Consider the following 24,805-nt stretch of genomic DNA (forward strand, 5'->3'; position numbering starts at 1 on the left):
AAATTGCGGTAGGTGCCGACCGTTGGTCGGTACGAAAAAGGCACCCATCGGGTGCCTTTTTCTTTGCCGGCCAAACGCGCGTTATTGCCCGATGGCGACCGTGAACACCACGCGGTTGTCGGCGAGCTTGCCGCTGTTGTCGCGCCCGTTGCCGTCCGTGCCGTAGTAGCCCAGGCCCAGGGTGAACAGGCCCCAGGTGCGGTTCACGCCGATGTTCCAGTCGGTGTAGTCCTTGGCAACACCGTCTTCGAACGTGCTGCGGCCGACGTTGGCGGTCAGGTTGAACTCATTGGGCAGCGCCCATTCGGTGCCTGCGGCGAAGTACCAGCCATCGGTGTCGGTGTTCCAGACATCGTTGGTGTAGGCCACGGTCACGTTGTAGTGCTCGGCGAAGCTGGTCTTGGTGATCAGCTCGGTGTACGCCAGTTCGCTGGAGCCGGGGTAGCTGTAGTGGTTGAGCATCACGTCGAAGTTGACGCTGTCGGTGACGTCCACGCCGTAGCCAATGAAGTAATCGACTTCGGCATCCGGGCCGCCGTCGCCGAAGTCCACGCCCGAACCCCACACACCGGCGTACAGGCCGACCGGCGAGGTGTAGGTGAAGCCGGCCTGCACGGTCGGGTCTTCGTCGGTCTGGGAGACACCGCGGAACACGTAATCGGACACGCCGGTCACGTTCCAGCTGAACGGCGATTCGGCCTCGTCCTGGGCACTGGCGGCTAACGGGGCAAGCAAGGCGGCGCAGAGCACAGCGGCGGCAGTACAGCGCGTGGCGTGGTTCATGCGGGGTCTCTCCGGGACGTGGGGGTGGATGCAGCGCGTGTTTACGGATTCTTAACCTGATTGATATTGCGATGCAACAATCCCATCTGCAACCGTTTCCTGCGGTGGGCTGTAAAATCCCGGTTTTCCCCGTGCCGATGACCGCCTGCCATGACCGACGCCCCGACCGCCCCGCTCACCCAGCACTATGTTGAAGAACTGGAGGCGATCCGCGCCCAGGGCCTGTTCAAGTCCGAGCGCGTCATCACCAGCCCCCAGTCGGCCGAGATCACCTTGGACGACGGCCGCACGGTGCTGAACTTCTGCGCCAACAACTATCTGGGCCTGGCCGACCACCCGGACCTGATCCAGGCGGCCAAGGACGCGCTGGACAGCCACGGCTTCGGCATGGCCTCGGTGCGCTTCATCTGCGGCACCCAGGACCTGCACAAGCAGCTGGAGCAGCAGATCGCCGGCTTCTTCGGCAAGCAGGACACCATCCTGTACGCGGCCTGCTTCGACGCCAACGGCGGCCTGTTCGAGCCGCTGCTGGGCGAGAACGACGCGATCATCTCCGACGCGCTCAACCACGCCTCGATCATCGACGGCGTGCGCCTGTGCAAGGCCAAGCGCTTCCGCTATGCCAACTGCGACATGGCCGACCTGGAAGCCCAGCTGCAGGCGGCCGATGCGGCTGGCTGCCGCACCAAGCTGATCACCACCGACGGCGTGTTCTCGATGGACGGCTTCATTGCCCCGCTCGATGAGATCACCGCGCTGGCGAAGAAGTACAACGCGCTGGTGCACATCGACGAGTGCCACGCCACCGGCTTCCTGGGCGCTACCGGCCGCGGCTCGGCCGAGGTCAAGGGCGTGCTGGAGAAGATCGACATCATCACCGGCACCCTGGGCAAGGCCATGGGCGGCGCGCTGGGCGGCTTCACCACCGCCAGCGCCGAAGTGATCGAGCTCCTGCGCCAGCGTTCGCGCCCGTACCTGTTCTCCAACTCGCTGCCGCCGCACGTGGTCGCCGCCGGGATCAAGGCGTTCGACATGCTGGCCGCTGCCGACGACCTGCGCACCACGCTGGCCGACAACACCGCCTACTTCCGCCAGAAGATGACCGCCGCCGGCTTCGACGTGAAGCCCGGCGTGCACCCGATCAGCCCGGTGATGCTGTATGACGCGCCGCTGGCGCAGAAGTTCGCCGAACGCCTGCTCGAGGAAGGCATCTATGCGATCGGTTTCTTCTTCCCGGTCGTGCCCAAGGGCCAGGCCCGCATCCGCACCCAGATCAGCGCCGCGCACACCCGCGCACACCTGGACCGGGCGATTGATGCGTTCACCCGGATCGGCCTGGAGCTGGGCGTGATCAAGGGCTGACGCGCATCGCGCGTCATTTCTTTTTCTTCTTGCCCTTCGCGTCTTCCTTGCTGGCCACCACCACCGGCTTGGCCGCCGGCGTTGCATTCGGGTTGCCCTTGGCGACCCGGATGCCGTTGGCCTTCATCCACGCATCGAACTCGTCGGCGCTCATGCGCTTTTCGCCGTTGCTCATGTGGAAGCGATAGGCGCCCCGCCCATCGCGTTCGGTGGGCTGGATCTCCACGATCTTGTCGGTCACCGGCGGCGGCGTGGCCTTGGCCACCTCCTTATGGCCGCCGCAGGCGCTGAGCAGCGCGGCAGGCAGCAGCAGCCAGGCGCTGCGCAGCAGGGAACGGGTCAGGGGGTGGGCGTACATGGCATTCTCCCGGTAGGTGACGAAATCTCGGTCGCAGGCCATCCCTTGCCCAATCTCAGGTATCGGCCACGGCAACATCGGCCGTGGCGGTCAGCAGGTCCAGCTCGTGCGGCTCCAGTTCGCGCCAGGCACCCTTGGCCAGCGTGCCCAGCGGCAGCCGGCCGATGCCTACGCGCACCAGCCGCAGCACGTTGATGTCGAAGGCCGCCAGCAGGCGGCGGATATGGCGGTTGCGGCCTTCTTCCAGTACCACTTCCAGCCAGGCGGTCTTGTCGCCACTGCGCAGCAGGCGTGCCTGGCGGGCGCGCAGGAATTCGCCGTCGTCGTCCACGCCGCTGCACAGCGCAGCCAGCTGCGCGGCATCGGGAATGGCATCGATCTGGACGTGGTAGGTCTTGTCCGGCCCGGTGCTGGGGTCGGTCAGCCGCGCAGCCCACTGCGGGTCGTTGCTGAACAGCAGCAGGCCTTCACTGGCCTTGTCCAGCCGCCCGACCGGCGCCAGCCACGGCAGCCCCGCCCCGTCGAAGCAGCGGTACACGGTGTCGCGGCCCTGCTCGTCCTGCGCGGTGGTGACCAGGCCGCGCGGCTTGTTGAGCACGATGTGCAGGCGGCGCGGTGCATCCAACGGCTGGCCATCGACACGCACCACGTGACGGCCGTCGATGATCGGGAATTCGGGGTTGTTGATGGTGCGCCCATCGACCGTCACCCGGCCCTCGCCGATCCAGCGCGCCGCTTCGGTGCGCGAGCACAGCCCGGCCTTGGACAGCACGCGCGCCAGCCCGTGGCGTGGCGCATCGCTGGGCTGGGCTGCAGGTCTGGCGGGAGCGGACGCACGCCGCGGATCGCGGCGTGGTCGATCGGTGGGCGCGGCGGGGGGGCGACGGTTACGCATCGGGCGCCGCGCGCGTTGCTTACTTCTTGCCGCCCGGCTTGGTCTCAGCCGGTGCTTCGGCGGCCGGCGCGGGCGCGGGTGCAGCGGCGGCGGCCGCACGCGGCTTGACCACGCGCACGCCGCGCGACTTCATCCAGGCGTCGAACTCATCGGCGGTCATGCGCTTGCCGTTCTGGCTCATGTCGAAGCGCCACGGCGTGTTGTCGAACTCGGTCTGCGGCTTGTAGGCGGCCGGATCGTTCGGCTTGATGGCAGGCGCGCCCGGCATCGCCTTGGCGATGTTCTGGCAGCCATCGATGCGAAGGCGCTGCAGCACGCGGTCGAGCGACTGCTGCTGGTCGAAGTTGGAGGTCAGCACGCCGGCGGGCATGCCCAGCTGCACGTTGCGGATGTACAGCTCGGACGCCACCGGGGCGATCGCGGTGGCCGGCAACGGCAGCGGCTTGACGCTGGTGGCCGAAGCGGAGCAATCCACGGCTGCGTAAGCGGTGGGAACCAGGGCCAGGCCGAGTGCGGCGGCCAGTGCGATACGCAGCATGGGATGCATCCAGGAAAGAGGGTGACGCACCGAGTTTAACAGCGCCACAACGCCTTTCAAGATCCCACATTCAATGAATACGGCAACTTGTTGGATTTATTGTTGATTCCTGGCAAACAAGGCAAAAAAAAGGGCCCGGCAATGCCGGGCCCTTTCCTGAAGCTGATGTTCCCGAACAATTAGTTCTGGACGTTCAGCTCGGTACGACGGTTCTTCTCGCTCTTGCAGGCCGGGAAGGTCTGCGGGGTCTGCTCCAGCGGACGGCTCTCGCCATAACCGATCGGACCGGCCAGACGGCTGGCAGCCACGCCGTTCTGGGTCAGATAGTTGTACACGGCGGTCGCACGACGCTCGGACAGCTTCTGGTTGTAGTCATCCTTGCCGCACAGGTCGGTGTGGCCAGCCACTTCGACGCGGATGTCCGGGTAACGCACCAGGATCTGGGTAGCTTCGGACAGGATCGCCACGGCGTCCGGACGCAGGTTCGACTTGTCGAAGTCGAAGTTGACGCCCTTCAGGTCGATGGAGACCGGCACCGGGCAACCGTCCGGACCGATGGTCTGACCCGGCTGCGAGTTCGGGCACTTGTCGTCGCAGTTGTTGACGCCGTCACCGTCGTCATCCAGGTCTGCGCAGCTCGGGGCAACCGGCGGCGGGGCAACAACCGCGGCAGCCGGCGGCGGGCCCAGCGGGATCACGACGCCGACCGAGGCCAGCACGTCGCCAAACCAGCTTTCGTCTGCAGCGGCAACGCTCTTGTCGTCGAAGTCACCGCGGTAGGCCACTTCGGCGCGGACTGCAACGCGCTTGTCGAAGGTGGTCTGCAGGCCGACGCCGAGCTTGGCGGCGAAGTTGCCGTCCTTGCGCTCACCCGGGCTGTCCGGCGACGGGAAGTTGTTGTATTCCTCTTCCGACTTCTGGTAGCCCAGGCCCATCAGCAGGTACGGGTTCCAGCCACGGCCTTCCGAGATGAAGTGGCGGCGCAGGTCGATCGAGGCGCCGTACTGGCTCCAGTTCAGGTCCTGGTTGTCGTCGAAGTTCGGGTTCTGATAGTTCAGCTCGCCGTCCAGCGACCAGTTGGGGCTGATGAACTTGCCAAGACCCAGGGTAACGAACGGAGCGTCGTTGGTCGTACGGTCGCTATCCTGGAAGTTGAAGCCGGCCGAACCGGTCAGGTACCAGCGGTCATCAAAATCCTGCGCGGAGGCTGCCTGGGCAAACGCCAGGCCGCCCAGCAGCGCGGCAGTGAGGATCTTCTTGTTCATGTAATACAGCTCCTATTTCGGGGGTATGAAACCGGTAGAGGCATGGGCCAGCACTACTGCGTCGTTTAAGACTGCCGATTCAGCACGCCACCGCCGCGAACATTATGCTCAGGGGAGTGAAGGCGATGTTAACGGTCACGTAACATGTGAAATCAGCGACCAGACCTCCTCCGGGTCCAGCTGGTGGCACCCTATACAGGTTGGTGAACTTCCGCAAGACCCAACAATGGCAAGGCTTTTCAGGACTTTCCCAGAGTTTTCAAAGGCTCGCCACAGTATTTGATGCAGTTTGTCGCAGGCCGGCGATTCAGCTCGCAAACAGGTTCAAAAGCGACCTTATGATGACGTTGTTCATCTCCACAGGAGCTGCCATGAAAGCCGTAGGCCTCTCTCGGTACCTGCCCATCGAGCACGTCGATTCGCTTCTTGACCTCGCGTTACCTGAACCCGGCGCGCCCCAGGGGCATGACGTTCTGGTGCGCGTTCACGCCGTCTCGGTGAATCCGGTCGATACCAAGCAGCGCGCGCCGCGCGACGGTGACGTGTCGCCACCGCGCGTCCTGGGCTTTGACGCCTCTGGCATCATCGAAGCCGTGGGTGCGCACGTGACCGCGTTCGCCCCGGGCGACGAGGTGTATTACGCCGGCGACGTGACGCGACCCGGCAGCAATGCGCAGTGGCAGTGGGTGGATGAACGCCTGGTGGGACGCAAGCCGACCACGCTGGATTTTGCTGAAGCCGCAGCGCTGCCACTGACCGTGCTGACCGCATGGGAACTGCTGTTCGAGCGCATGCCGCTGCATTTCGATGATCGCCGCCACGTTGGCCAGACCCTGCTGGTCATCGGTGGTGCAGGCGGTGTCGGTTCCATCGCGATTCAACTGGCACGCCATGCCGGCTTCACCGTGGTGGCCACCGCATCGCGCGACGACTCGGCCGAATGGTGTCGCCGGATGGGCGCCGACCATGTGGTCGATCACCGCCAGCCGCTGCCGGCGCAGCTGCAGGCGCTGGGCATTGCACAGGTGGAGGTGGCGCTGAACCTGGCCGACACCGACCACTACTGGGAGGTGCTGGGCGAGCTGCTGGCACCGCAGGGGCATGTCGGCCTCATCGTGGAACCGCGTGGCCCGCTCCGCATCGGCGATCCCTACAAGGCCAAGTGCATCGGCATCCATTGGGAATTCATGTTCGCCCGATCGCGATTCCAGACCGCCGACATGGTGGAACAGCACGCATCCTCAGCCGGGTGGCCAGCCTGGTCGATGCCGGTGAACTGCGCAGCACCGCGCATACCTCGTTGGGCAGCATCAATGCGGCCAACCTGCGCGAAGCCCATCGCCTGCTGGAAGGCGGCGGGGTTACCGGCAAGCTGGTGCTGTCCGGCTGGGAGTGAGCGTCGGCGCGCGCGGTGTGTGCACGCTTTCGCCTGCATCTGTATCTGTCGGCGCGACAGCGCGCGCCCTACAGTCAAACGCCCTGTCGATGACACCGCCATGCCTACCTCACTGCCCCTGCGCCTGCTGCAACTGCTGATCGGCCTGTTCCTGTACGGGATGGGCGCGGCGGTGATGATCCGCGCCGCGATCGGCGTGGCCCCCTGGGATGTGCTCTCCCAGGGCATCGCGCTGCAGACGCCGCTGTCGTTCGGCGTGGCCACCAACGTGATCGGAGCGCTGGTACTGCTGCTGTGGTGGCCGATCCGGCAGAAGCCGGGACTGGGCACGGTGCTGAACGTGCTGCTGATCGGCCCCAGCGCGCAGTTCGGCCTGTGGCTGCTGCCGGAAGTGCACGGGCTGGTGTGGCAGGTGCCGATGTTTGCCCTGGGGCTGCTGCTGGTGGCGGTCGCCACCGGCCTCTACATCGGTGCCCGTTTCGGACCGGGCCCGCGCGATGGCCTGATGACCGGCCTGCATGCCCGCACCGGCTGGCCGATCTGGCTGGTACGCAGCCTGATCGAGGGCACCGTACTGGTCATCGGCTGGTACCTGGGCGGCAACGTCGGCCTGGGCACCCTTGCCTTCGCGCTGCTGATCGGCCCCCTGTGCGGCTACACGCTGCCCCTGTTCGGTGTGCGCAGACCGGAGCCGGCGCCCGCCCTGCGCTGACCCTTGCGTGCAATGGCGATACGCGGCACCCTTCGCACCTACCGTACGCAAGCGTATCTTCATGTCGCCAGCCGCCGAAACTCCCGCCTACCCCCACCTGTTCGCCCCGCTCGACCTGGGCTTCACCACCCTGCGCAACCGCATCCTGATGGGGTCCATGCACACCGGGCTGGAAGACCGCGCGCGCGACTTCCCGCGGCTGGCCGCGTACTTCGCCGAGCGCGCGGCGGGTGGGGTCGGGCTGATCGTCACCGGCGGCTATGCGCCCAACGTGGTGGGCTGGCTCAAGCCGTTCGGCGGCAAGCTGTCCTGGCCGTGGGAAGTGGGTCCGCACCGCCAGCTCACCGCGGCGGTGCACGGCCATGACGGCAAGATCTGCCTGCAGCTGCTGCACGCCGGCCGTTACGCCTACCACCCCCTGTCGGTGGCGCCGTCGAAGAAGAAGGCGCCGATCAATCCGTTTACCCCGCGCGCGCTGTCGGCACGTGGCGTGGAACGGCATATCGCCGATTACGCGCGCAGCGCGCGGCTGGCCCGCGAAGCCGGCTACGACGGTGTGGAGGTGATGGGCTCGGAGGGCTACCTGATCAACGAGTTCATCGCCCCGCGCACCAACCTGCGCGGCGATCGCTGGGGCGGCGACGCTACCCGGCGCATGCAGTTCGCGGTGGAGATCGTGCGCCGCATCCGCGAAGCGTGCGGCCCGGATTTCATCATCATCTACCGGTTGTCATTGGTGGACCTGGTGGAGGACGGCAGCAACTGGGATGAGATCGTGCAGCAGGCCAAGGCCATTGAAGCGGCCGGCGCCACCCTGATCAATTCCGGCATCGGCTGGCATGAAGCACGCGTGCCCACCATCGCCACCTCGGTGCCGCGCGCGGCGTTTGCCGGGGTCACCGCCAAGCTCAAGCCGCATGTGCGCGTGCCGGTGATCGCCACCAACCGCATCAACATGCCCGACGTGGCCGAACACATCCTGGCCGGCGGCGGCGCGGACATGGTGTCGCTGGCACGGCCGCTGCTGGCCGACCCGGAATGGGCCAACAAGGCGCGCGCCGGCCGTGCGCACGCGATCAATACCTGCATTGCCTGCAACCAGGCGTGCCTGGACCACGTGTTCGAGAACAAGACCGCCAGCTGCCTGGTCAACCCGCGCGCGGTGCACGAAACCGAACTGGTCTACCGCCCCACCACGGCCCCGAAGAAGGTCGCGGTGGTCGGTGCCGGTCCGGCGGGCCTTGCCTGCGCCACGGTGGCCGCCGAACGCGGGCATGTGGTCACCCTGTTCGACGCCGGCAGCGAGATCGGCGGCCAGTTCAACGTGGCCAAGCGCATTCCCGGCAAGGAAGAATTCCACGAAACGCTGCGCTACTTCCGGCACAAGCTGGACGAAACCGGCGTGAACGTGAAGCTCGATACCGTGGCCGACGTCGCCACGCTGGCCGGCTTCGATGCGGTGGTGGTCGCCACCGGCATCACCCCGCGCCAGGTCGACTTCCCCGGCGCCGACCATCCCAAGGTGGTCAGCTATCTCGATGTGCTGCTGGGCCGGGTGGAGGTTGGCGCGGAAGCGGCGATCATCGGTGCCGGTGGCATCGGCTTCGACGTGGGCGAGTTCCTGGTCCACGAGGGCCCCTCCCCCGCGCTGGATCCGGCCCGCTGGATGGCCGAATGGGGCGTTGACCCGACTTTCGAGGCACGTGGCGCGCTGGCCCGGCCGCAGCCCGAGGCACCCGCACGCAAGGTCTGGCTGCTGCAGCGCAGCCCGGGCAAGCCCGGCGCACGGCTGGGCAAGACCACCGGCTGGATCCACCGCGCCACGCTCAAGGCCAAGGGCGTGAAGATGCTGGGCGGCGTGGAATACCTGGGCGTGGACGACGACGGCCTGCGCATCCGCATCGATGGCCAGGAACAGACCCTGCCGGTGAGCCACGTGGTGGTCTGCGCCGGCCAGGAACCGCGCCGCGACCTGCATGCCGCACTGCTGGCCGCAGGCGTGGATGCGCACCTGATCGGCGGCGCCGATGTGGCCGCGGAACTGGATGCAAAGCGCGCGATCAACCAGGGCAGCCGCCTGGCGGCAGGCCTGTAACCGGAGTGCCGGCCACCGGCCGGCACTGCCTGAATGGGCGAAAATGGCCCCCTTCCGAACCTGAATGTCAAGCCTTTCGGTTCAGGATGCGTTGCGAAATCCCCCCCTATCGTGCGCCAACTTTCCCGCTCACCACCCAGTTCGAGTGAGCGCGCGGCCCCCACGTCTTTCGGGTGCCGCTCCCGGGCGGCCCCGATGGCCGCCTCCCCATGACGCCAAGTCGTACACCCCGCCCCATCCCGTTGATCGGATGGACAGCCAGGTGCGGCCCATACGGAGCAAGGAGATTTATGAAACTGGCCTGGATTCTCTGGCTGTCGCAGTTGTTGCCCCAGCCGGCCGCCGATTCGCTGTGCTTGAGCACGACCGTCTACCTCGAAGCGCGTGACCAGACCCTGCGCGGCCAGCAAGCCGTTGCGGAAGTGGCGCTGCGCCGGCTGGACAGCGGGCTGTGGGGCGATTCGATGTGCAAGGTGGTCACCGCGCGCAAGCAGTTCGCTCCGACCATCGTGGCGCCGGGCACCCAGCTGGGCAACACCGATGCGTGGGAAGAAGCCATGACCGTGGCTTTTGATGCCGAGCGCAACTGGGCGCTGCCGGAAGGCGAGCGCAAGGAGATCGTGCCCGGTGCCAGCCACTTCGCCGCGCTGTCCATCGCCAGCCCCAGCTGGCGCAATGCCTACCAGGTGGCCACCATCGGCGACCATACGTTCTATCGCGTGCAGAAACTCAAGCCACGCGCGTCGTAACGATCTGTTACGGCCATACCGTTGAGGATGCGGGGCCGGCTCTGGAATAGTGGGCCGCTTACCTTTCCTGCATCCCGACGGAGTTCCCCATGAAGCTGTACAGCAAGCCCGGTGCCTGCTCCACCGCCGACCACATCGCCCTGCAGTGGACCGGCCAGCCGTTCGAGGTGGAACTGCTCGACAAGGACACCCTGAAGGCCCCGGCCTATCTTGCGATCAATCCGGCCGGCTCGGTGCCGACCATCGTGGACGGCAGCTTCGTGCTGACCCAGAACGCGGCCATCATGGGCTACATCGCCGACAGCTACCCGCAGGCCGGCCTGGGCGGCGACGGCAGCCCGCAGCAGCGCGCTGAAGCCAACCGCTGGCTGGCCTTCGTCAACTCGGACGTGCACCCGGCGTTCTCGCCGCTGTTCGCACCGGCCAAGTTCATCGCCGATGACAGCCAGTACGACGCGATCCGCGACGCCGCCCGCAAGCGCCTGCGCGGCCTGTTCGAGACCGCCAACCGCCAGCTGGCCGACAAGCCCTGGCTGGCCGGCTTCCGCAGCTACGCCGACGCCTACTTCTACATCACCCTGCGCTGGGCAGCCGGTGCCAAGGTCGACCTCACCGGCCTGGACAACCTGGCTGCGTTCAAGACCCGGATGGACGCCGACACCGGCGTGCAGGCCGCGCTGAAGGCCGAAGGCCTGCAATAAACGAATGTGGTGCGCGCGATCAGCCGATCTCGCGCACCACGTTGCCCTGCGCATCGCGCAGTGCGGTCGGCACCACTTCCACCACCAGCGCCGTCCCCGGTACGGGATAGCGCCCGCGCCCAGCCTGCACCTGCTGCTCCAGCGCATCCAGGCCCTGCGCAGTCAGCGTGCAGCGCATGCCCTCCCCGTCCTTGGCGACAGCATCGCGGTCACCGGGGGCGAACACCCACTCGTGTTCGCGGCTGACGATGGTCAACGGATTGCCATGGCGCAAGCGCAGCGGCAGCAGTTCAAGCACATTGGGCACCTGCCCCGCACCCAGTACCAGCACGACCTGGTTGCCTTCTTCGCGCCACGCCAGGGTCTCCACGAACAGGACCGCGGTACTGGACCCTTCGCGTTCGCTGCCTTCCTGCAGTTGCCTTACCAGCGCCGGGTCATCCAGCAGGCTGGCACGGTGCAGGTCGGTGATCCACAGCGGCATGCGCGGCGCCAATGCCTGCAGCACCCCGTCGGTCGACCAGCGCTTGATCGCCGCCATCTCGTCGTCGCTCAGCCCGATCACCTGCAGGAACGCCAGTTCACCATTGGGCGTGGCCCGCGCCGGCAGCTGCGGATCGGGCATGAAGGCCAGGTGGCGCAGGCAGGTATCGGTATCCAGCGCGATCGGACCGTTGGCATTCATGTGGTGCCCGGCCTCGAACACGTTGCCGCTGCCGAACACGTAGCGCGCCAGGTTCTGCAGCAGGTTCATCGGCCATGCCGGCGGGGTGTCATCGCCGCTGTCGATGGCCAGGCGGAAGGTGAGCTCGAAGCCGAAGCCGCTGCTGTCAGCGTCATCGCTCTGCTTGTCGTACAGCTCGGAGAAACCGTAGGTGACGAAATGCCAGTGCGGGCGCGGCAGCTCGGCGCGGTACACGCTGATGCCATCGAGCGGGTCGCGCCCACCCAGCGTGTACGGCAGCGCGGTGCCGTAATGGCGCGGCGCCTGCCCGGGGTACAGCGCGGCCAGGGCCGCGTTGATGGCGTCCCAGCCCGGGGTACCGTCGTCGTTGCCGGTGTCGAGGCTGTTGTCGATGTGTTGTTCGTCCACGCGCTGCTCCTGGCGCCCCGGAAAGACGCCAATGTACGCCATCAACGCTGCGCCGCGCCGCCGTCGTCAGGCGGGCTGCGCATCGCTGTGCAGCAGCGCGCGGGTTTCCTCCAGCCAGCGGTTGGCCAACGCGGGACTCTTCGCCTTGGACACGGCGGCGGCCATCTCCGGCCACAGTTTTTCCAGGCTGGCCGCATCGGTACAACGCTCGATCTTGAGCTGCATGAAGTAGCCCTTCAGGCCGAGATGTCTGCGGACCGATTCGCTCATCCAGTCATACAGCTGCTTGTACAGCACCGGGTCCTGTTCGCGACCGGAGGTCAGCGCCCGTGGCGCGGCTGGCGCCAGCGCACCACCGACCACTTCGATCAGGCCCATCTCCGCCAGCTGGGCCAGCGCATCGTCCGGCGCGCGCAGCCCGGGCAACATCGCGGTCAATTCGTTGTCATCGCGCTGACCATCAACCATCAGCAGAATGGAGCGCAACCCCGGCACCAGCCGGCGCGCGCGGTCTTCGATTTCCTGACGGCCAGCGGCCGTCTTGGCATGGATGTACGCCATGTGTTCCCCCTGTTACCTGGTCCCCCTGCACGCACGCTCCCCGGCGGTTACCGGAACCCATACGCCCCCTTGCGGTCGTCCAGACAGCAGCCCGGGCCGCGCACGCCATCCCCGGCGTGTCGCGCATCGGACCCACAACGATCACCCCCGCAGCTTAACCGAGGTCCCGCGCGGCGGATAATGCACCGCAGCACGGGACACGGTCGCTGGACGTCGGAGGGAGTTACCGCCCCAGCGCCCGGCGGATCTCGTCCAGCGCGCCGGGGTCGTCCAGGGTGGACAGGTCGCCCGGGTCGCGGTGTTCGGCCAGGGCCTGCAGTGAACGGCGCAGCAGCTTGCCCGAGCGGGTCTTGGGCAAGGCGTTGACCAGGTGGATGTGCGCCGGGCGCGCGACCGCGCCCAAGGTTTCGGTCACGCGCTTCATCATCTCGGCCACCACCGCGCTGCCGTCGCCGTCCACTGCCTGCTTGAGGGTGACGAACACCAGCGGCACCTGGCCCTTGAGTTCGTCCTTGACCCCGATCACCGCCGCTTCGGCCACCAGCGGGTGACCGGAGATGCATTCCTCGATCTCCCGCGTGCCCAGCCGGTGCCCGGCCACGTTGATCACATCGTCGGTGCGCCCAAGGATGAAGGTGTAGCCGTCTTCGTCGCGGATCGCCCAGTCCAGCGAGCTGTACAGCAGTTCCTTGAAGTGGCTGAAATAGCTCTGGATGAAACGGTCGTCGTCGTTCCAGACCGTGCTCATGCAGCCCGGCGGCAGCGGCGGCACCATCACCAGCACGCCCTTCTGCCCGGCCTGCACTTCGGCGCCGGTGTTCTCATCGATCACCTTCATGCGGTAACCGAGGTTGGGGAAGCCCGGCGAACCGAAACGCACCGGCTTGAGGTCCACGCCCGGCAGCAGGGTCAGCGCCGGCCAGCCGGTTTCGGTCTGCCAGTAGTTGTCGATGATCGGCTTGCCCAGCGCATCGTTGATCCAGTGCGCGGTGGGTTCGTCCAGTGGCTCGCCGGCCAGGAATACATACTTCAACGCGTCCAGGTCGTGGCGACGGATGAAGTCGGCATCGTGCTTCTTCAGTACACGGATCGCGGTCGGCGACGAGAACAACGTGCGCACGCCGTACTGCTCGCACAGCGCCCACCAGATGCCCGGATCCGGGTTGGTGGGCAGCCCTTCGTACAACAGCGAGGTGCAGCCGCCGATCAGAGGGCCGTAGACGTTATAGGAATGCCCCACCGCCCAGCCGACGTCCGAGGTGGAGAACATCACCTGGCCCGGCTTGCAGTCGAACACGGTTTCCATGGACTGCGCCATCGCCACCGCATAGCCGCCCACGTCGCGCTGCACACCCTTGGGCTTGCCGGTGGTGCCGGAGGTGTACAGCAGGTAGCTGGGCTCGCTCGATTCCAGCCACACCACCGGCACGTCCTGGTCGCCGACTTCGTCGCGCAGGGTCGCGTAGTCGACGTCGCGGCCCGGCACCTTCGGCTCGGCCGGGTCCAGCCCGCGCGAGACGATCAGCACGTGCGGCGGCGGCGACTGCGCTTCGGCGCAGGCCGCATCCACCATCGCCTTGTATGGAATCACCTTGCCGCCGCGCTTGCCGGCATCGGCGGCGATCAGCAGCTTGGGCGCGGCATCGTCGATGCGCAGCGCCAGGTTGTGCGCGGCAAACCCACCGAACACCACCGAGTGGATGGCGCCGATGCGGGCGCAGGCCAGCATGGCGAAGACCGCCTCGGCCATGTTCGGCATGTAGATCACCACGCGGTCGCCGCGCTGCACATCCAGCCGCTGCAGCACGGCGGCGAACGCATTCACTTCGCGGTACAGCTCGCGGTAGGTGATCTCGCGGGTGACGTTGGTCTCGGTGGAAATGGCCACCAGCGCCAGCTGGTCGGGGCGCTCGGCCAGGTGCCGGTCCACCGCGTTGTAGCAGAGGTTGGTCTGGCCACCCACGTACCAGCGCCGGAATGGCGGGTTGCTGTAATCCAGGATCTGCTGCGGCGGTACATGCCAGTAGATCCGGTGCGCTTCCTCGGCCCAGAACGCTTCGGGTTCTTCCACCGACCGACGGTAAACCTCTTCGTAACGCATGACAGCCCTCCCAGACAAAGTCATGGGATCGAGCATAGTCCGATGGCGGCGACTGAACTGCCCGACCTTGGTCGTACGGTACGCGTGCGCGTTATTGAGCAGACGCGGTTGCCGGTGAATCGAGCGCCGGGGCGGCATACCCTTTCCGGCGAATGTCCCCCGGCGTCGGCCGGAGGCCGACACCTCCTCCTTTACTTCGCCTCCAAGGGTATGCCACCCCGGCACTCGATCCACCGGCGTTGCACCATGACTTCGGCTTTTACTCGCGCGTACCGCAAGCCGAGCCCCGTCGCGGCCGGCAGGCTCCTGGTAAAGTAAAGGAGGAGGTCGTCGCCGAAGGGCGTCGGCCGGGGGACATTTGCACAGGGGCCTGCCGGCCGCGGCGGGGCCCTCAACGCGCACGATGAAGGTGATCGAAGAGAAAAAAAACGCCGGGCAAGCCCGGCGTTTTTTCTGACCGGGTGCCAACCATCGGTTGGCACCCAAGCGATCAACCCAGCAGGTGGGCGACGCCGGCGCGCTCTTCTTCCAGCTCGGCCAGGGTCTTGTCGATGTACTTCTGGCTGAAGTCGTCGACCGGCAGGTCCTTGACCAGGGTGTACTCACCGTTTTCGGTGGTCACCGCAAAGCCGAAGATCACGCCTTCCGGGATGCCGTAGGAACCGTCGGACGGCACGCCCATGGTCACCCACTTGCCGTTGCTGCCCAGCACCCAGTCGCGCACGTGGTCGATGGCGGCATTGGCGGCCGAGGCCGCCGAGGACGAGCCACGGGCTTCGATGATCGCCGCGCCGCGCTTGCCCACGGTCGGAATGAAGGTACCGGCATTCCATTCCTGGTCGTTGATCGCATCGGCGACGGAGGCACCGTCGGCGGTGGCGAAACGGTAGTCCGGGTACATGGTCGGGCTGTGGTTGCCCCACACGACCAGCTTTTCGATGCCACCCACCGACTTGCCCAACTTGGACGACAGCTGGCTCAGCGCACGGTTGTGATCCAGGCGCAGCATGGCGGTGAAGTTGCGCGGGTTCAGGTCCGGCGCCGACTTCATGGCGATGTAGGCATTGGTGTTGGCCGGGTTGCCGACCACCAGCACCTTCACGTTGCGGCTGGCGACCTTGTTCAGCGCCGCGCCCTGCGCGGTGAAGATCTTGGCGTTTTCCAGCAGCAGGTCCTTGCGCTCCATGCCAGGGCCGCGCGGACGCGCGCCGACCAGCAGGGCGATGTCGGCATCCTTGAACGCCACTTCGGCGTCATCGGTGCCGACCATGCCGGCCAGCAGCGGGAACGCGCAGTCTTCCAGTTCCATCATCACGCCGCGCAGGGCGGCCTGGGCCTTGTCGACCGGCAGCTCGAGCAGCTGCAGGATGACCGGCTGGTCCTTGCCCAGCATTTCGCCGGAGGCGATGCGGAACAGCAGGGCGTAGCCGATCTGGCCGGCGGCGCCGGTCACGGCAACACGAACAGGTGCTTTCATGGGGATTTCCTCTGCTAAGAAGCTGTGTGGGAGTGGCCACCGGGCGGGGAGAAACCTGGCGGGGCGGCCGGAAATGCGCAACGGCCTCCCGCGAGGGAGGCCGTTGAAAGGGAATTACCTGGCCGGGATCAGCTTGTTCCACTCGGCCACGCGGTCGGCCTGGGCGGCCAGCACGGCGTCGGTGTCGCCTTCCAGGGTGATCGAATGGATCACGTCGCCCTGCTTGACCGAGTCCACGATGGCCTGGCCATCCAGCACCTGGCCGAACACGGTGTGCTTGCCGTCCAGCCAGTCGGTCTTGATGTGGGTGATGAAGAACTGGCTGCCGTTGGTGTTCGGGCCGGCATTGGCCATGGACAGCGAACCGACCTGGTGCTTCACGCCGTTCTTCTCGTCTTCGAACTTGTAGCCCGGGCCGCCGGTGCCCTGGCCCTTGGGGCAACCGCCCTGGATCATGAAATCGGGGATCACGCGGTGGAAGATCAGGCCGTCATAGAAGCCCTTCTGGACCAGGTTCACGAAGTTGGCGACGGTCAGCGGCGCCTTGTCGGCGAACAGCTCGACCTTGATCGGGCCCTGGGTGGTGTCGAAAGTGGCGATGAGGGACATGAGGATCCTTGATATTCGGGGGTTGTCGTCAGCCCGTAAGGATACACCGCGCCCCCTGACCCGCGTGCGCCAGTTTGACGAACGCGTCGCCACGCGCCCGGTCTTCACCGCGCCAGCCGGGAGACGCTTTTCCTGAACGCGCGAAGGCCACGCAGGCAGGGGCATCCTGAATAGGCCAAAGGTTGTTTTCGCGTTTGGCCATCAAAGCCGTATAATGATGGACTTCTTTTTCCAAATCCGGCGCCGACTGGCCCCCTTTCGCATGTCTATCGAAAATCTTCGCAACATCGCCATCGTCGCCCACGTCGACCACGGTAAGACCACCCTTGTGGACCAGCTGCTGAAGCAGTCCGGCACCCTCTCCGAGCGCACCGTGCTCGCCGAGCGCGTGATGGACAGCAACGACCAGGAAAAGGAGCGTGGCATCACGATCCTGGCCAAGAACACGGCCATCACCTGGGAAGACAAGCGCACCGGCGTCAAGAACCGCATCAACATCGTCGACACCCCCGGACACGCCGACTTCGGCGGTGAAGTGGAGCGCGTGCTGTCGATGGTGGACACCGTGCTGATCCTGGTCGACGCGATGGACGGCCCGATGCCGCAGACCCGCTTCGTCACCCAGAAGGCCTTCGCGATGGGCTTCAAGCCGATCGTGGTGGTCAACAAGGTCGACCGCCCGGGCTCGCGTCCGGATTGGGTGATCGACCAGGTCTTCGACCTGTTCGACAAGCTCGGCGCCACCAATGAACAGCTCGACTTCCCGATCGTCTACGCCTCGGCCCTGAACGGCTACGCCGGTCTGGAAGACAGCGTGCGCGATGGCGACATGACCCCGCTGTACGAAGCGATCATGCAGCACGCGCCGAAGCCGGAAGTGGACCCGGAAGGTCCGTTCCAGATGCGCATCAGCCAGCTGGACTACAACAACTTCGTGGGCGTGATCGGCATCGGCCGCATCCAGCGCGGCACCCTGAAGAAGAACATGCAGGTCGCGGTGATCGACCGTGAAGGCAAGAAGCGCAACGGCAAGGTCGCCCAGGTGCTGGGCTTCCTGGGCTTGGAGCGCATCGAGCAGGAAACGGCCGAAGCCGGCGACATCGTCGCCATCTCGGGCATTCCGGAGCTGACCATCTCCGACACCCTGTGCCACCCGGACACCCCGGAAGCACTGCCGGCGCTGACCGTCGACGAGCCGACCATCTCGATGACCTTCCAGGTCAACAACTCGCCGTTTGCCGGCAACAAGGACCTGTCCGGTGGCAAGTTCCTGACCAGCCGCCAGATCAAGGACCGCCTGGACCGCGAACAGGTCCACAACGTGGCCCTGAAGGTGGAACAGCTGGAAGACGCCGACAAGTTCCTGGTCTCCGGCCGTGGCGAACTGCACCTGTCGGTGCTGATCGAGAACATGCGTCGCGAAGGCTACGAGCTGGCCGTGTCGCGCCCGGAAGTGATCATCAAGCAGATCGACGGCCAGGCCATGGAGCCGATCGAGCAGCTGGTGGTGGACGTTGAAGAAGTGCACCAGGGCGGCGTGATGGAAAAGCTGGGCACCCGCAAGGGCCAGCTGAAGAACATGGAGCCGGACGGCAAGGGCCGTGTGCGCCTGGAATACATGATCCCGGCCCGTGGCCTGATCGGCTTCCAGAACGAGTTCAAGACCCTGACCCAGGGTTCGGGCCTGCTGTTCCACGTGTTCGACCATTACGGCCCGAAGGAACAGGGCGCCATCGCCAAGCGCCAGAACGGCGTGATGATCGCCAACGCCCCGGGCGCCACCCCCGCGTACTCGCTGGGGCCGCTGCAGGAACGCGGCAAGCTGTTCGCTGCTGAAGGCGACAACGTGTACGAAGGCCAGCTGATCGGTATCCACTCCAAGGACAACGACCTGACCGTCAACGCGATCAAGACCAAGCCGCTGACCAACATGCGCGCTTCGGGCAAGGACGACGCGATCCAGCTGACCCCGGCGATCAAGTACTCGCTGGAGCAGGCCCTGGACTTCATCGAAGACGACGAACTGGTCGAAATCACGCCCAAGGAAATCCGTCTGCGCAAGAAGTTCCTGACCGAAAGCGACCGCAAGAAGGCCTCGCGCGGCGGCTGATCGGACCCTTGTGACCGACACGGCCTACAACCCGGATCCTCACAAGCATCCGGGACTTCACATGATCGCCTTGCTGGAAGCCAGCAAGGCGGTCCTGGCGCTGTTGGCGGCTACCGGGCTGGAAGTGCTCGGCCCGCAGCCACTGCGTGATGGGGTCAATGCCCTGATCCGGCGTTTCAGCCTGGACCCGGATCACGGCACCCTGCCCTCGCTGCTCAACATGATCAGCCCCGATGCCGTCCATCTGGCCGCTGCGGCCATGGTTGCCTACGGCATCCTGCATCTCTTCGAGGCCTGGGGCCTCTGGCGCGCCAAAGCCTGGGCATCCTGGCTGGGCTGCGTCACCGCCGGCATCTACCTGCCGTTCGACATTTTCGCGATCATCCGCCACCCGGGCTGGGCCTCGTGGTCGGTGCTGGTGATCAACCTCATCGTGGTCGGCGTCCTCGCCCGCGACATCCGCAAGCGTCACGGCCCGGCCCAACCGCCGGCGTGAGTTGCCAAGCGTGCGGAGCGCTGGTTAGCCTGAGCGCTGGTTCCGGGGATACACAGATGCGCGCGCCACTGACATCGCTCGTGTTGGCCATCGCACTGCTGGCAGGCTGCTCGCCCTCGCCCGTGCCCTTGTTCAACCAGGCACATGCCGCCGCGTCCGCGGCCCCACGCGATACGCCGTTCGCCTACGCCGAAACCGATATCGTCCAGCTGCAGGCGGCGATGGCCGCTGGCGAGCTGGACAGCGTCACCCTGACCCGCGCCTACCTGGAACGGATCGCCCGGCTCGACCGCGCCGGCCCGCGCCTCAACGCCGTGCTGGAGCTCAATCCGGATGCCCTGAAGGAAGCGGCGGCACTGGATGCCGAACGCCGCCGCGGGCAGCTGCGCGGCCCCCTGCACGGCATTCCGCTGCTGCTCAAGGACAACATCGGGGCACGCCCGATGGGCACCAGCGCCGGTTCGCTGGCACTGGCCGGGTTCCGCCCCGACGATGCGTTCCTGGTCACCCGGCTGCGCGCGGCCGGCGCGCTGATCCTGGGCAAGACCAATCTCAGCGAATGGGCGAACTTCCGTTCCAGCCAGTCGATTTCCGGCTGGAGCGCGCGTGGCGGCCAGACCCGGAATCCCTACCGGCTCAGCCACAACCCGTGCGGCTCCAGCAGTGGAAGCGCGGTGGCGGTGGCGGCCAACCTGGCAGCCGCCGCGGTGGGTACCGAGACCGACGGCAGCATCGTCTGCCCGGCTGCGGTGAACGGCGTGGTCGGGCTCAAGCCCACGGTCGGGCTGGTCAGCCGCGATGGCATCGTGCCGATTTCCTTCAGCCAGGACACCGCCGGCCCGATCACCCGCAGCGTGGCCGATGCCGCCGCCCTGTTGACGGCGATGGCCGGCCGCGACGACGCCGACCCGGCCACGGCGACCATGCCCGGGCGGGCGGTGTATGACTACACCGCGCGGCTGAATCCGGACGGCCTGCGCGGCGCCCGGATCGGCGTCCTGCACGGCGCGCTGGACCAGCAGCCCGGGGTCGCCCCCGCCCTGCAGCACGCGATCGGCGTGCTGCGCGATGCCGGCGCCGTGGTGGTACCGGTGCAGCTGCCTACCGAGGGGCAGTGGGAAGACGCCGAACGCCTGGTGCTGCTGCACGAGTTCAAAGCCGGCATGCAGCGCTACCTCACCCGCCACCAGGCCCCGGTGCGCGACCTGGACGCGATCATCGCCTTCAACCGTACCCATGCCGACAAGGAGCTGGTGCTGTTCGGGCAGGATCTGATGGAGACGGCCGCGCAGGCCGGCGGCCTGGGCAGCCCCGAGTACATCGCTGCACGCACCCAGGCGCGCCGCCTGGCCGGCCCCGAGGGGATCGACGCGGTGCTCAAGGCCGAGCGCCTGGACGCCCTGGTGGCGCCCACCACGGGCACCGCATGGCCGATCCGTACCGGCCACGGCGATGACTTCCCCGGCGGCAGCTACAGCGCCGCCGCCGTGGCCGGCTACCCGAGCCTGACCGTGCCGATGGCGCACGTGAACGGACTGCCCTTGGGGCTGTTGTTCATGGGCACGGCCTGGAGCGAGCCGAAGCTGATCGAGCTGGCGTACGACTATGAGCAGCGCACCCGGGCCCGGCGTCCGCCGCGGTTCGGGACGCAGGCGTTGTTGCCGTAGGTTGGCTGCGGTCCGGCCAACGGCCGGGGCTACGAATTTTTACGGGCGCATTGGGATCGGGATCAACCCACCGTGGGGTCTTCGACCGGGACCACCGCCGGGGGGCCGTCTTCGGCGCCGGGTGAGCGCACGTCGTCGGCGGGCTGCGAGCGCGGGGTGCGCGTGGGCGGATCGGGGCGCTCGAGGAGTTCGGCGCGCGTGCGGGGCAGCGCCTGCGGATGTTCACGGGCGAGGAAGTCGAGCATGCGTTCGCGCACGATGCAGCGCAGGTCGAAGGCGTCGCCGGAATTGCGCGCACTGACCAGCAGGCGCACCTGCAGGGTGTGATCGGTGGTTTCCGTCACCTGGGTGACGCAGACGCGGCCATCCCACAACGCTTCGCCCTTGCAGATGCGCTCGAGCTCGGTGCGGATCGCCGCGATCGGCGCCCGATAGTCCAGCCACAGGAACGCGGTGCCCAGCAGGTCGGCGCTGCGCCGGGTCCAGTTCTGGAATGGATTCTCGATGAACCAGGTCAACGGCACCACCATGCGCCGCTCGTCCCAGATCCGCACCACCACGTAACTGCTGCCGATCTCTTCCACCCGGCCCCATTCGCCTTCGACGATCACCACGTCATCGAGCCGGATCGGCTGGGTCAGCGCGATCTGCAGGCCGGCGATCAGGTTGCCGAACACCGGCTTGGCGGCGATGCCGGCGACCAGGCCGATGATGCCGGCCGAGGCCAGCAGTGCGGTGCCGATCTGGCGCACCATCGGGAAGGTCAGCAGCACCATCGAGGCGCCGACCAGGATGATGGCGCCCATCAGCACGCGGCTGAGCACGCGGGTCTGGGTCTGGATGCGGCGGGCGGCCAGGTTGTCGGCCACTTCCATCGGGTGGTCACGCAGGATCGCCTGCTCGCCGGCAGCCACCGCGCGCACCAGCAGCCAGATGAAGCACGCCGTCAACCCGATATGCAGCAGCCGCAGCGACTGATCCAGCCAGCGCCCGTCCAGCGGGGTGGCTTCCAGTGCGGGAATCAGCACCAGCATCGGCAGCGCGAACGCCAGCGGCCGGCTGATCACGCGCGCGATGCGCGCACGGCGGTAGTCGCGCCCCTTGAGGCGGCGGGTCAGCAACATCAGCGCCCACCATCCGGTGAGACCGATCGCCAGCGCGATCCCGATCGGCCAGAGATAAGCGGCGGCCGTCTGCCAATCCACGTGCATGCACGCTCCCGTGTTGATCACAAAGGAGCCCTAGCGTGCCAAACACGACATGACCGTCATGTAGTGACACGCCATGCGTGTCCTCAGGATGCCCGAACGAGGTCCAGCCACGCAGGGCACGAAGACGTACCCGGTCAGCCGCCCTGCTTGCGCACGATGGCCATGGCAATCTCGAGCGACTGCTCGTAGTTCAGGCGCGGATCCACCGAGGACCGGTAGGCACGCTCCAGGTCGCGCTCGGTGAGCTCGCGCGCGCCCCCGGTGCACTCGGTGACATCCTCCCCGGTCAGCTCCAGGTGCACGCCGCCCAGCCGCGTACCGGCGGCTGCGTGCAGGTCGAAGGACAGCTCCACTTCACTGCGCACGTTGTCGAAGCGACGGGTCTTGTAGCCGTTGCTGGTGCTCTCGGTGTTGCCGTGCATGGCATCGCACACCCACAGCACGCGGCGACCATCGCGCTTGACCGCCTCCAGCAGCGGCGGCAGCTTCTGGGCGATCTGTGCCGCCCCCATGCGATGGATGAAACTCAGGCGGCCGGGTTCGTCTTCGGGATTGAGCACGTCGATCAGGCGCAGCAGCTGGTCGGGCTGCACGGACGGGCCGACCTTGATGGCAATGGGGTTGCGCACGCCGCGCAGGTACTCCACGTGGGCGCCATCGAGGGCGGCGGTGCGCATGCCGATCCACGGGTAATGCGTGCTCAGGTTGAGCCAGCCATGCTGGCGCGGCACCTGGCGGGTGAGCGCCTGCTCATACGGCAGCAGCAGCGCTTCGTGCGAGGTATAGAAGTCGATCCGGTTGAGGTTGTACACCTGCGCGCCGGACAGGGTCTCCATGAAGCGCACGGCATCGCCGATGGAGGAGACCATCTTCTGGTAGTCGGTGGCCAGCGGCGAATGCCGCACCCACTCCAGGTTCCAGTACTCGGGATGGTGCAGGTCGGCGAAGCCACCATCGATCAGCGCACGCACGAAGTTCATGGTCATGGCCGAATGCGCGTGGGCCTGCAGCATCCTGCGCGGATCGGGCAGGCGCGCGGCTTCGGTGAACTCGGGCGCGTTGATCACGTCGCCACGGTAGCTGGGCAGGGTCACGCCATCGCGGGTTTCAGTATCGGCCGAACGCGGCTTGGCATATTGCCCGGCGAACCGGCCGACGCGGATCACCGGCTTGCGCATGCCGTGCACGAGCACCAGGCTCATCTGCAGGAGCACCTTGAGCCGGTTGGAGATGGTAGTGGACTCGCAGTCGCTGAAGTTCTCCGCGCAATCGCCGCCCTGCAGCAGGAAACGCTTGCCTTCCTGCGCCTCGGCGAGCTGCTGCTTGAGCGAGAGGATCTCCCAGGAGGTCACCAGCGGCGGCAGCCGCTTGAGCTCGTGCAAGGACGCGTCCAGCGCCACCGGATCGGGATACGTCGGCATCTGCAGCGCGGGCCGGCCGCGCCAGCTCTCCGGCGACCAGTCGGTCGGCAGCGAAGCGGAAGGGGTGGCACGGTCGGAGGCAGTCATCGGAATATCCAGTAAACCAGCAGAAGAAAGATCAGTAGCGACGGGCAGGACGGCGGAACGACACCACCAGCGCCCACAGGCCCAGCACGGTGAACCACACCAGGCTCCACATGGGCATGGTCAGCCCCAGGAACTGCCAGTCGATGTTGCCGCAGTTGCCGGTACCGGTAAGCACGGTACGGAACACTTCAAACGGCCCCATGGTCTCGCTCAGGAACGACAGCGGCGGCCCACAGCTCGAGCCCATGTCCTGGGGCAGCAGCTGCACGTACACATGGCGCCCGGCAATTCCGATGCCCACGGCGGCGGCAATGAAGGCCAGCACGCCATAGGTGATGCGCCCGGGCCGATCCCGCGGGCCATGCAGCGCGCCGATCAGGAACAACAACCCAAGCGCGGCGAAGGCGATGCGCTGGAAGATGCACAGCGGGCACGGCTCCAGCCCCATCTTCAGCTGCAGGAAGATCGCATAGCCCAGCAGGCCAGCACACACCAGGAACCCCAGAAGGAACTGGGCGCGGTAATTCCAGCGCAATGGATTCATTGCCAACACTCTTGTTAGTCCAGACGCCAAGATTAACAGGGAGCTGTGCGGTGTAGGCTGCGGCCGTTTGCCGTACATCGGCTTAGTAGGCCATATGGTGTGTTTCAGGGTTTGCGCTAACAGCTGCACGGCTGAGAGGTCCACTGCCCGGCCGCGCCGGGTGCGGGTTTGCGGGGGGCGCCGTGAACCCGTCCTTGGGGGCTCTTGCGAAACATCCATGTTTCGCAAAGCCCCCGCAAACCCGCCCCCGTCGCGACCCCGACGGTGGGTCGGTGCGCATGGGAACAACAGCAGCCGGTGAAGGCCCGGCTCTACCGTTGGCGAAGCCGGGCCGGGCGTGCCCGGCTATGTCAGGCGCCAGCCTCCCACGCCCGGCCGATTGGCCCTTTGGCCCCCGACCACGTGTCGGGGGTCCCGGCCGGGGTGGGTTTGCGGGGGCTTTACCAAACATGGATGTTTGGTAAGAGCCCCCATGGAAGGGTTGAGGTGGTCTAATCCGGTTGGACACTCGATAGGATCAATCCAAGCATCGAGGTGACCCGTGGCAAGACAGATAACCCAAGGTATGAGAGAC

Annotated in this window: 21 protein-coding genes and 1 pseudogene; 9 read left to right on the forward strand and 13 right to left on the reverse strand. The window is 66.6% G+C overall.

Annotated features, from left to right (window positions below):
• Window positions 1-81: 81 nt before the first annotated feature.
• Window positions 82-783 (reverse strand): TorF family putative porin, encoded by a 702-nt coding sequence (locus tag SOM39_RS18880; protein WP_320459226.1) that lies wholly within the window; start codon window positions 781-783, stop codon window positions 82-84.
• 150 nt (window positions 784-933) lie between these two features.
• Between SOM39_RS18880 and kbl the strand changes: the two genes are divergently transcribed.
• Complete coding sequence (kbl, locus tag SOM39_RS18885) at window positions 934-2,145, forward strand: glycine C-acetyltransferase (protein WP_068849526.1); 1,212 nt, start codon at window positions 934-936, stop codon at window positions 2,143-2,145.
• Between the two features lie 13 nt (window positions 2,146-2,158).
• Here the strand turns inward: kbl and SOM39_RS18890 are convergent, their stop codons facing one another.
• From SOM39_RS18890 to SOM39_RS18905, 4 genes are all read right to left on the reverse strand, one after another.
• A complete protein-coding gene (locus tag SOM39_RS18890; RefSeq protein ID WP_095364542.1) occupies window positions 2,159-2,503 on the reverse strand; it encodes a hypothetical protein in 345 nt (114 codons plus the stop codon).
• A 55-nt stretch (window positions 2,504-2,558) separates the two neighbouring features.
• Entirely contained in the window at window positions 2,559-3,398 is an 840-nt protein-coding gene (locus tag SOM39_RS18895) for a pseudouridine synthase (RefSeq protein ID WP_320459227.1), read from the reverse strand.
• 19 nt (window positions 3,399-3,417) lie between these two features.
• Window positions 3,418-3,936, reverse strand: coding sequence for a hypothetical protein (locus SOM39_RS18900; RefSeq protein WP_068849519.1), 519 nt, complete (start codon window positions 3,934-3,936; stop codon window positions 3,418-3,420).
• Between the two features lie 179 nt (window positions 3,937-4,115).
• Window positions 4,116-5,201 carry an OmpA family protein gene (locus SOM39_RS18905; RefSeq protein ID WP_093534607.1) on the reverse strand — a complete coding sequence of 362 codons (1,086 nt, stop codon included), beginning with the start codon at window positions 5,199-5,201 and terminating at the stop codon, window positions 4,116-4,118.
• Between the two features lie 371 nt (window positions 5,202-5,572).
• Between SOM39_RS18905 and SOM39_RS18910 the strand changes: the two are divergent.
• From SOM39_RS18910 to SOM39_RS18930, 5 genes and pseudogenes are all read left to right on the forward strand, one after another.
• Window positions 5,573-6,597, forward strand: a pseudogene (locus SOM39_RS18910) (zinc-binding alcohol dehydrogenase family protein).
• Window positions 6,598-6,697: 100 nt separating this feature from the next.
• Entirely contained in the window at window positions 6,698-7,309 is a 612-nt protein-coding gene (locus tag SOM39_RS18915) for a YczE/YyaS/YitT family protein (RefSeq protein WP_068849513.1), read from the forward strand.
• Between the two features lie 61 nt (window positions 7,310-7,370).
• Complete coding sequence (locus tag SOM39_RS18920; RefSeq protein WP_320459228.1) at window positions 7,371-9,404, forward strand: NADPH-dependent 2,4-dienoyl-CoA reductase; 2,034 nt, start codon at window positions 7,371-7,373, stop codon at window positions 9,402-9,404.
• Window positions 9,405-9,694: 290 nt separating this feature from the next.
• On the forward strand, window positions 9,695-10,153 hold the full coding sequence (locus tag SOM39_RS18925) for a cell wall hydrolase (protein ID WP_068849509.1): 459 nt from the start codon (window positions 9,695-9,697) through the stop codon (window positions 10,151-10,153).
• Window positions 10,154-10,242: 89 nt separating this feature from the next.
• Complete coding sequence (locus SOM39_RS18930) at window positions 10,243-10,854, forward strand: glutathione S-transferase N-terminal domain-containing protein (protein ID WP_217537658.1); 612 nt, start codon at window positions 10,243-10,245, stop codon at window positions 10,852-10,854.
• Between the two features lie 19 nt (window positions 10,855-10,873).
• Here SOM39_RS18930 and SOM39_RS18935 read toward each other — a convergent pair whose 3' ends face one another.
• From SOM39_RS18935 to SOM39_RS18955, 5 genes are all read right to left on the reverse strand, one after another.
• Window positions 10,874-11,947 carry a suppressor of fused domain protein gene (locus tag SOM39_RS18935; RefSeq protein WP_320459229.1) on the reverse strand — a complete coding sequence of 358 codons (1,074 nt, stop codon included), beginning with the start codon at window positions 11,945-11,947 and terminating at the stop codon, window positions 10,874-10,876.
• A gap of 66 nt (window positions 11,948-12,013) precedes the next feature.
• Window positions 12,014-12,508, reverse strand: a complete 495-nt coding sequence (locus SOM39_RS18940; RefSeq protein ID WP_068849505.1) for a hypothetical protein — start codon at window positions 12,506-12,508, stop codon at window positions 12,014-12,016.
• A 223-nt stretch (window positions 12,509-12,731) separates the two neighbouring features.
• Window positions 12,732-14,609, reverse strand: coding sequence for a propionate--CoA ligase (gene prpE, locus SOM39_RS18945; protein WP_320459230.1), 1,878 nt, complete (start codon window positions 14,607-14,609; stop codon window positions 12,732-12,734).
• 490 nt (window positions 14,610-15,099) lie between these two features.
• Window positions 15,100-16,086 (reverse strand): malate dehydrogenase, encoded by a 987-nt coding sequence (locus SOM39_RS18950; protein WP_017355438.1) that lies wholly within the window; start codon window positions 16,084-16,086, stop codon window positions 15,100-15,102.
• 114 nt (window positions 16,087-16,200) lie between these two features.
• Window positions 16,201-16,695: a peptidylprolyl isomerase gene (locus tag SOM39_RS18955; protein WP_095364522.1), complete on the reverse strand. Its 495-nt coding sequence runs from the start codon at window positions 16,693-16,695 to the stop codon at window positions 16,201-16,203.
• A 262-nt stretch (window positions 16,696-16,957) separates the two neighbouring features.
• Between SOM39_RS18955 and typA the strand changes: the two genes are divergently transcribed.
• The 3 genes from typA to SOM39_RS18970 all read left to right on the forward strand — a co-directional run bounded on the left by typA (window position 16,958) and on the right by SOM39_RS18970 (window position 20,968).
• Window positions 16,958-18,805, forward strand: coding sequence for a translational GTPase TypA (gene typA, locus SOM39_RS18960; protein ID WP_184124918.1), 1,848 nt, complete (start codon window positions 16,958-16,960; stop codon window positions 18,803-18,805).
• A gap of 61 nt (window positions 18,806-18,866) precedes the next feature.
• Window positions 18,867-19,301, forward strand: coding sequence for a DUF2127 domain-containing protein (locus tag SOM39_RS18965; RefSeq protein WP_221414303.1), 435 nt, complete (start codon window positions 18,867-18,869; stop codon window positions 19,299-19,301).
• A 56-nt stretch (window positions 19,302-19,357) separates the two neighbouring features.
• Entirely contained in the window at window positions 19,358-20,968 is a 1,611-nt protein-coding gene (locus tag SOM39_RS18970; RefSeq protein ID WP_320459232.1) for an amidase, read from the forward strand.
• Between the two features lie 62 nt (window positions 20,969-21,030).
• On the opposite strand, the gene SOM39_RS18975 is transcribed toward SOM39_RS18970, so the two are convergent.
• The 3 genes from SOM39_RS18975 to SOM39_RS18985 form a co-directional block, all read right to left on the reverse strand.
• Window positions 21,031-22,179: a mechanosensitive ion channel domain-containing protein gene (locus SOM39_RS18975; protein WP_184124912.1), complete on the reverse strand. Its 1,149-nt coding sequence runs from the start codon at window positions 22,177-22,179 to the stop codon at window positions 21,031-21,033.
• A 134-nt stretch (window positions 22,180-22,313) separates the two neighbouring features.
• Window positions 22,314-23,687, reverse strand: a complete 1,374-nt coding sequence (locus tag SOM39_RS18980; RefSeq protein ID WP_320459233.1) for a class II 3-deoxy-7-phosphoheptulonate synthase — start codon at window positions 23,685-23,687, stop codon at window positions 22,314-22,316.
• A gap of 31 nt (window positions 23,688-23,718) precedes the next feature.
• Window positions 23,719-24,231: a disulfide bond formation protein B gene (locus tag SOM39_RS18985; protein ID WP_068849485.1), complete on the reverse strand. Its 513-nt coding sequence runs from the start codon at window positions 24,229-24,231 to the stop codon at window positions 23,719-23,721.
• Between the last annotated feature and the right edge of the window lie 574 nt (window positions 24,232-24,805).

Source organism: Stenotrophomonas sp. CFBP8994 (assembly GCF_034044835.1).
GTDB lineage: Bacteria > Pseudomonadota > Gammaproteobacteria > Xanthomonadales > Xanthomonadaceae > Stenotrophomonas > Stenotrophomonas rhizophila_A.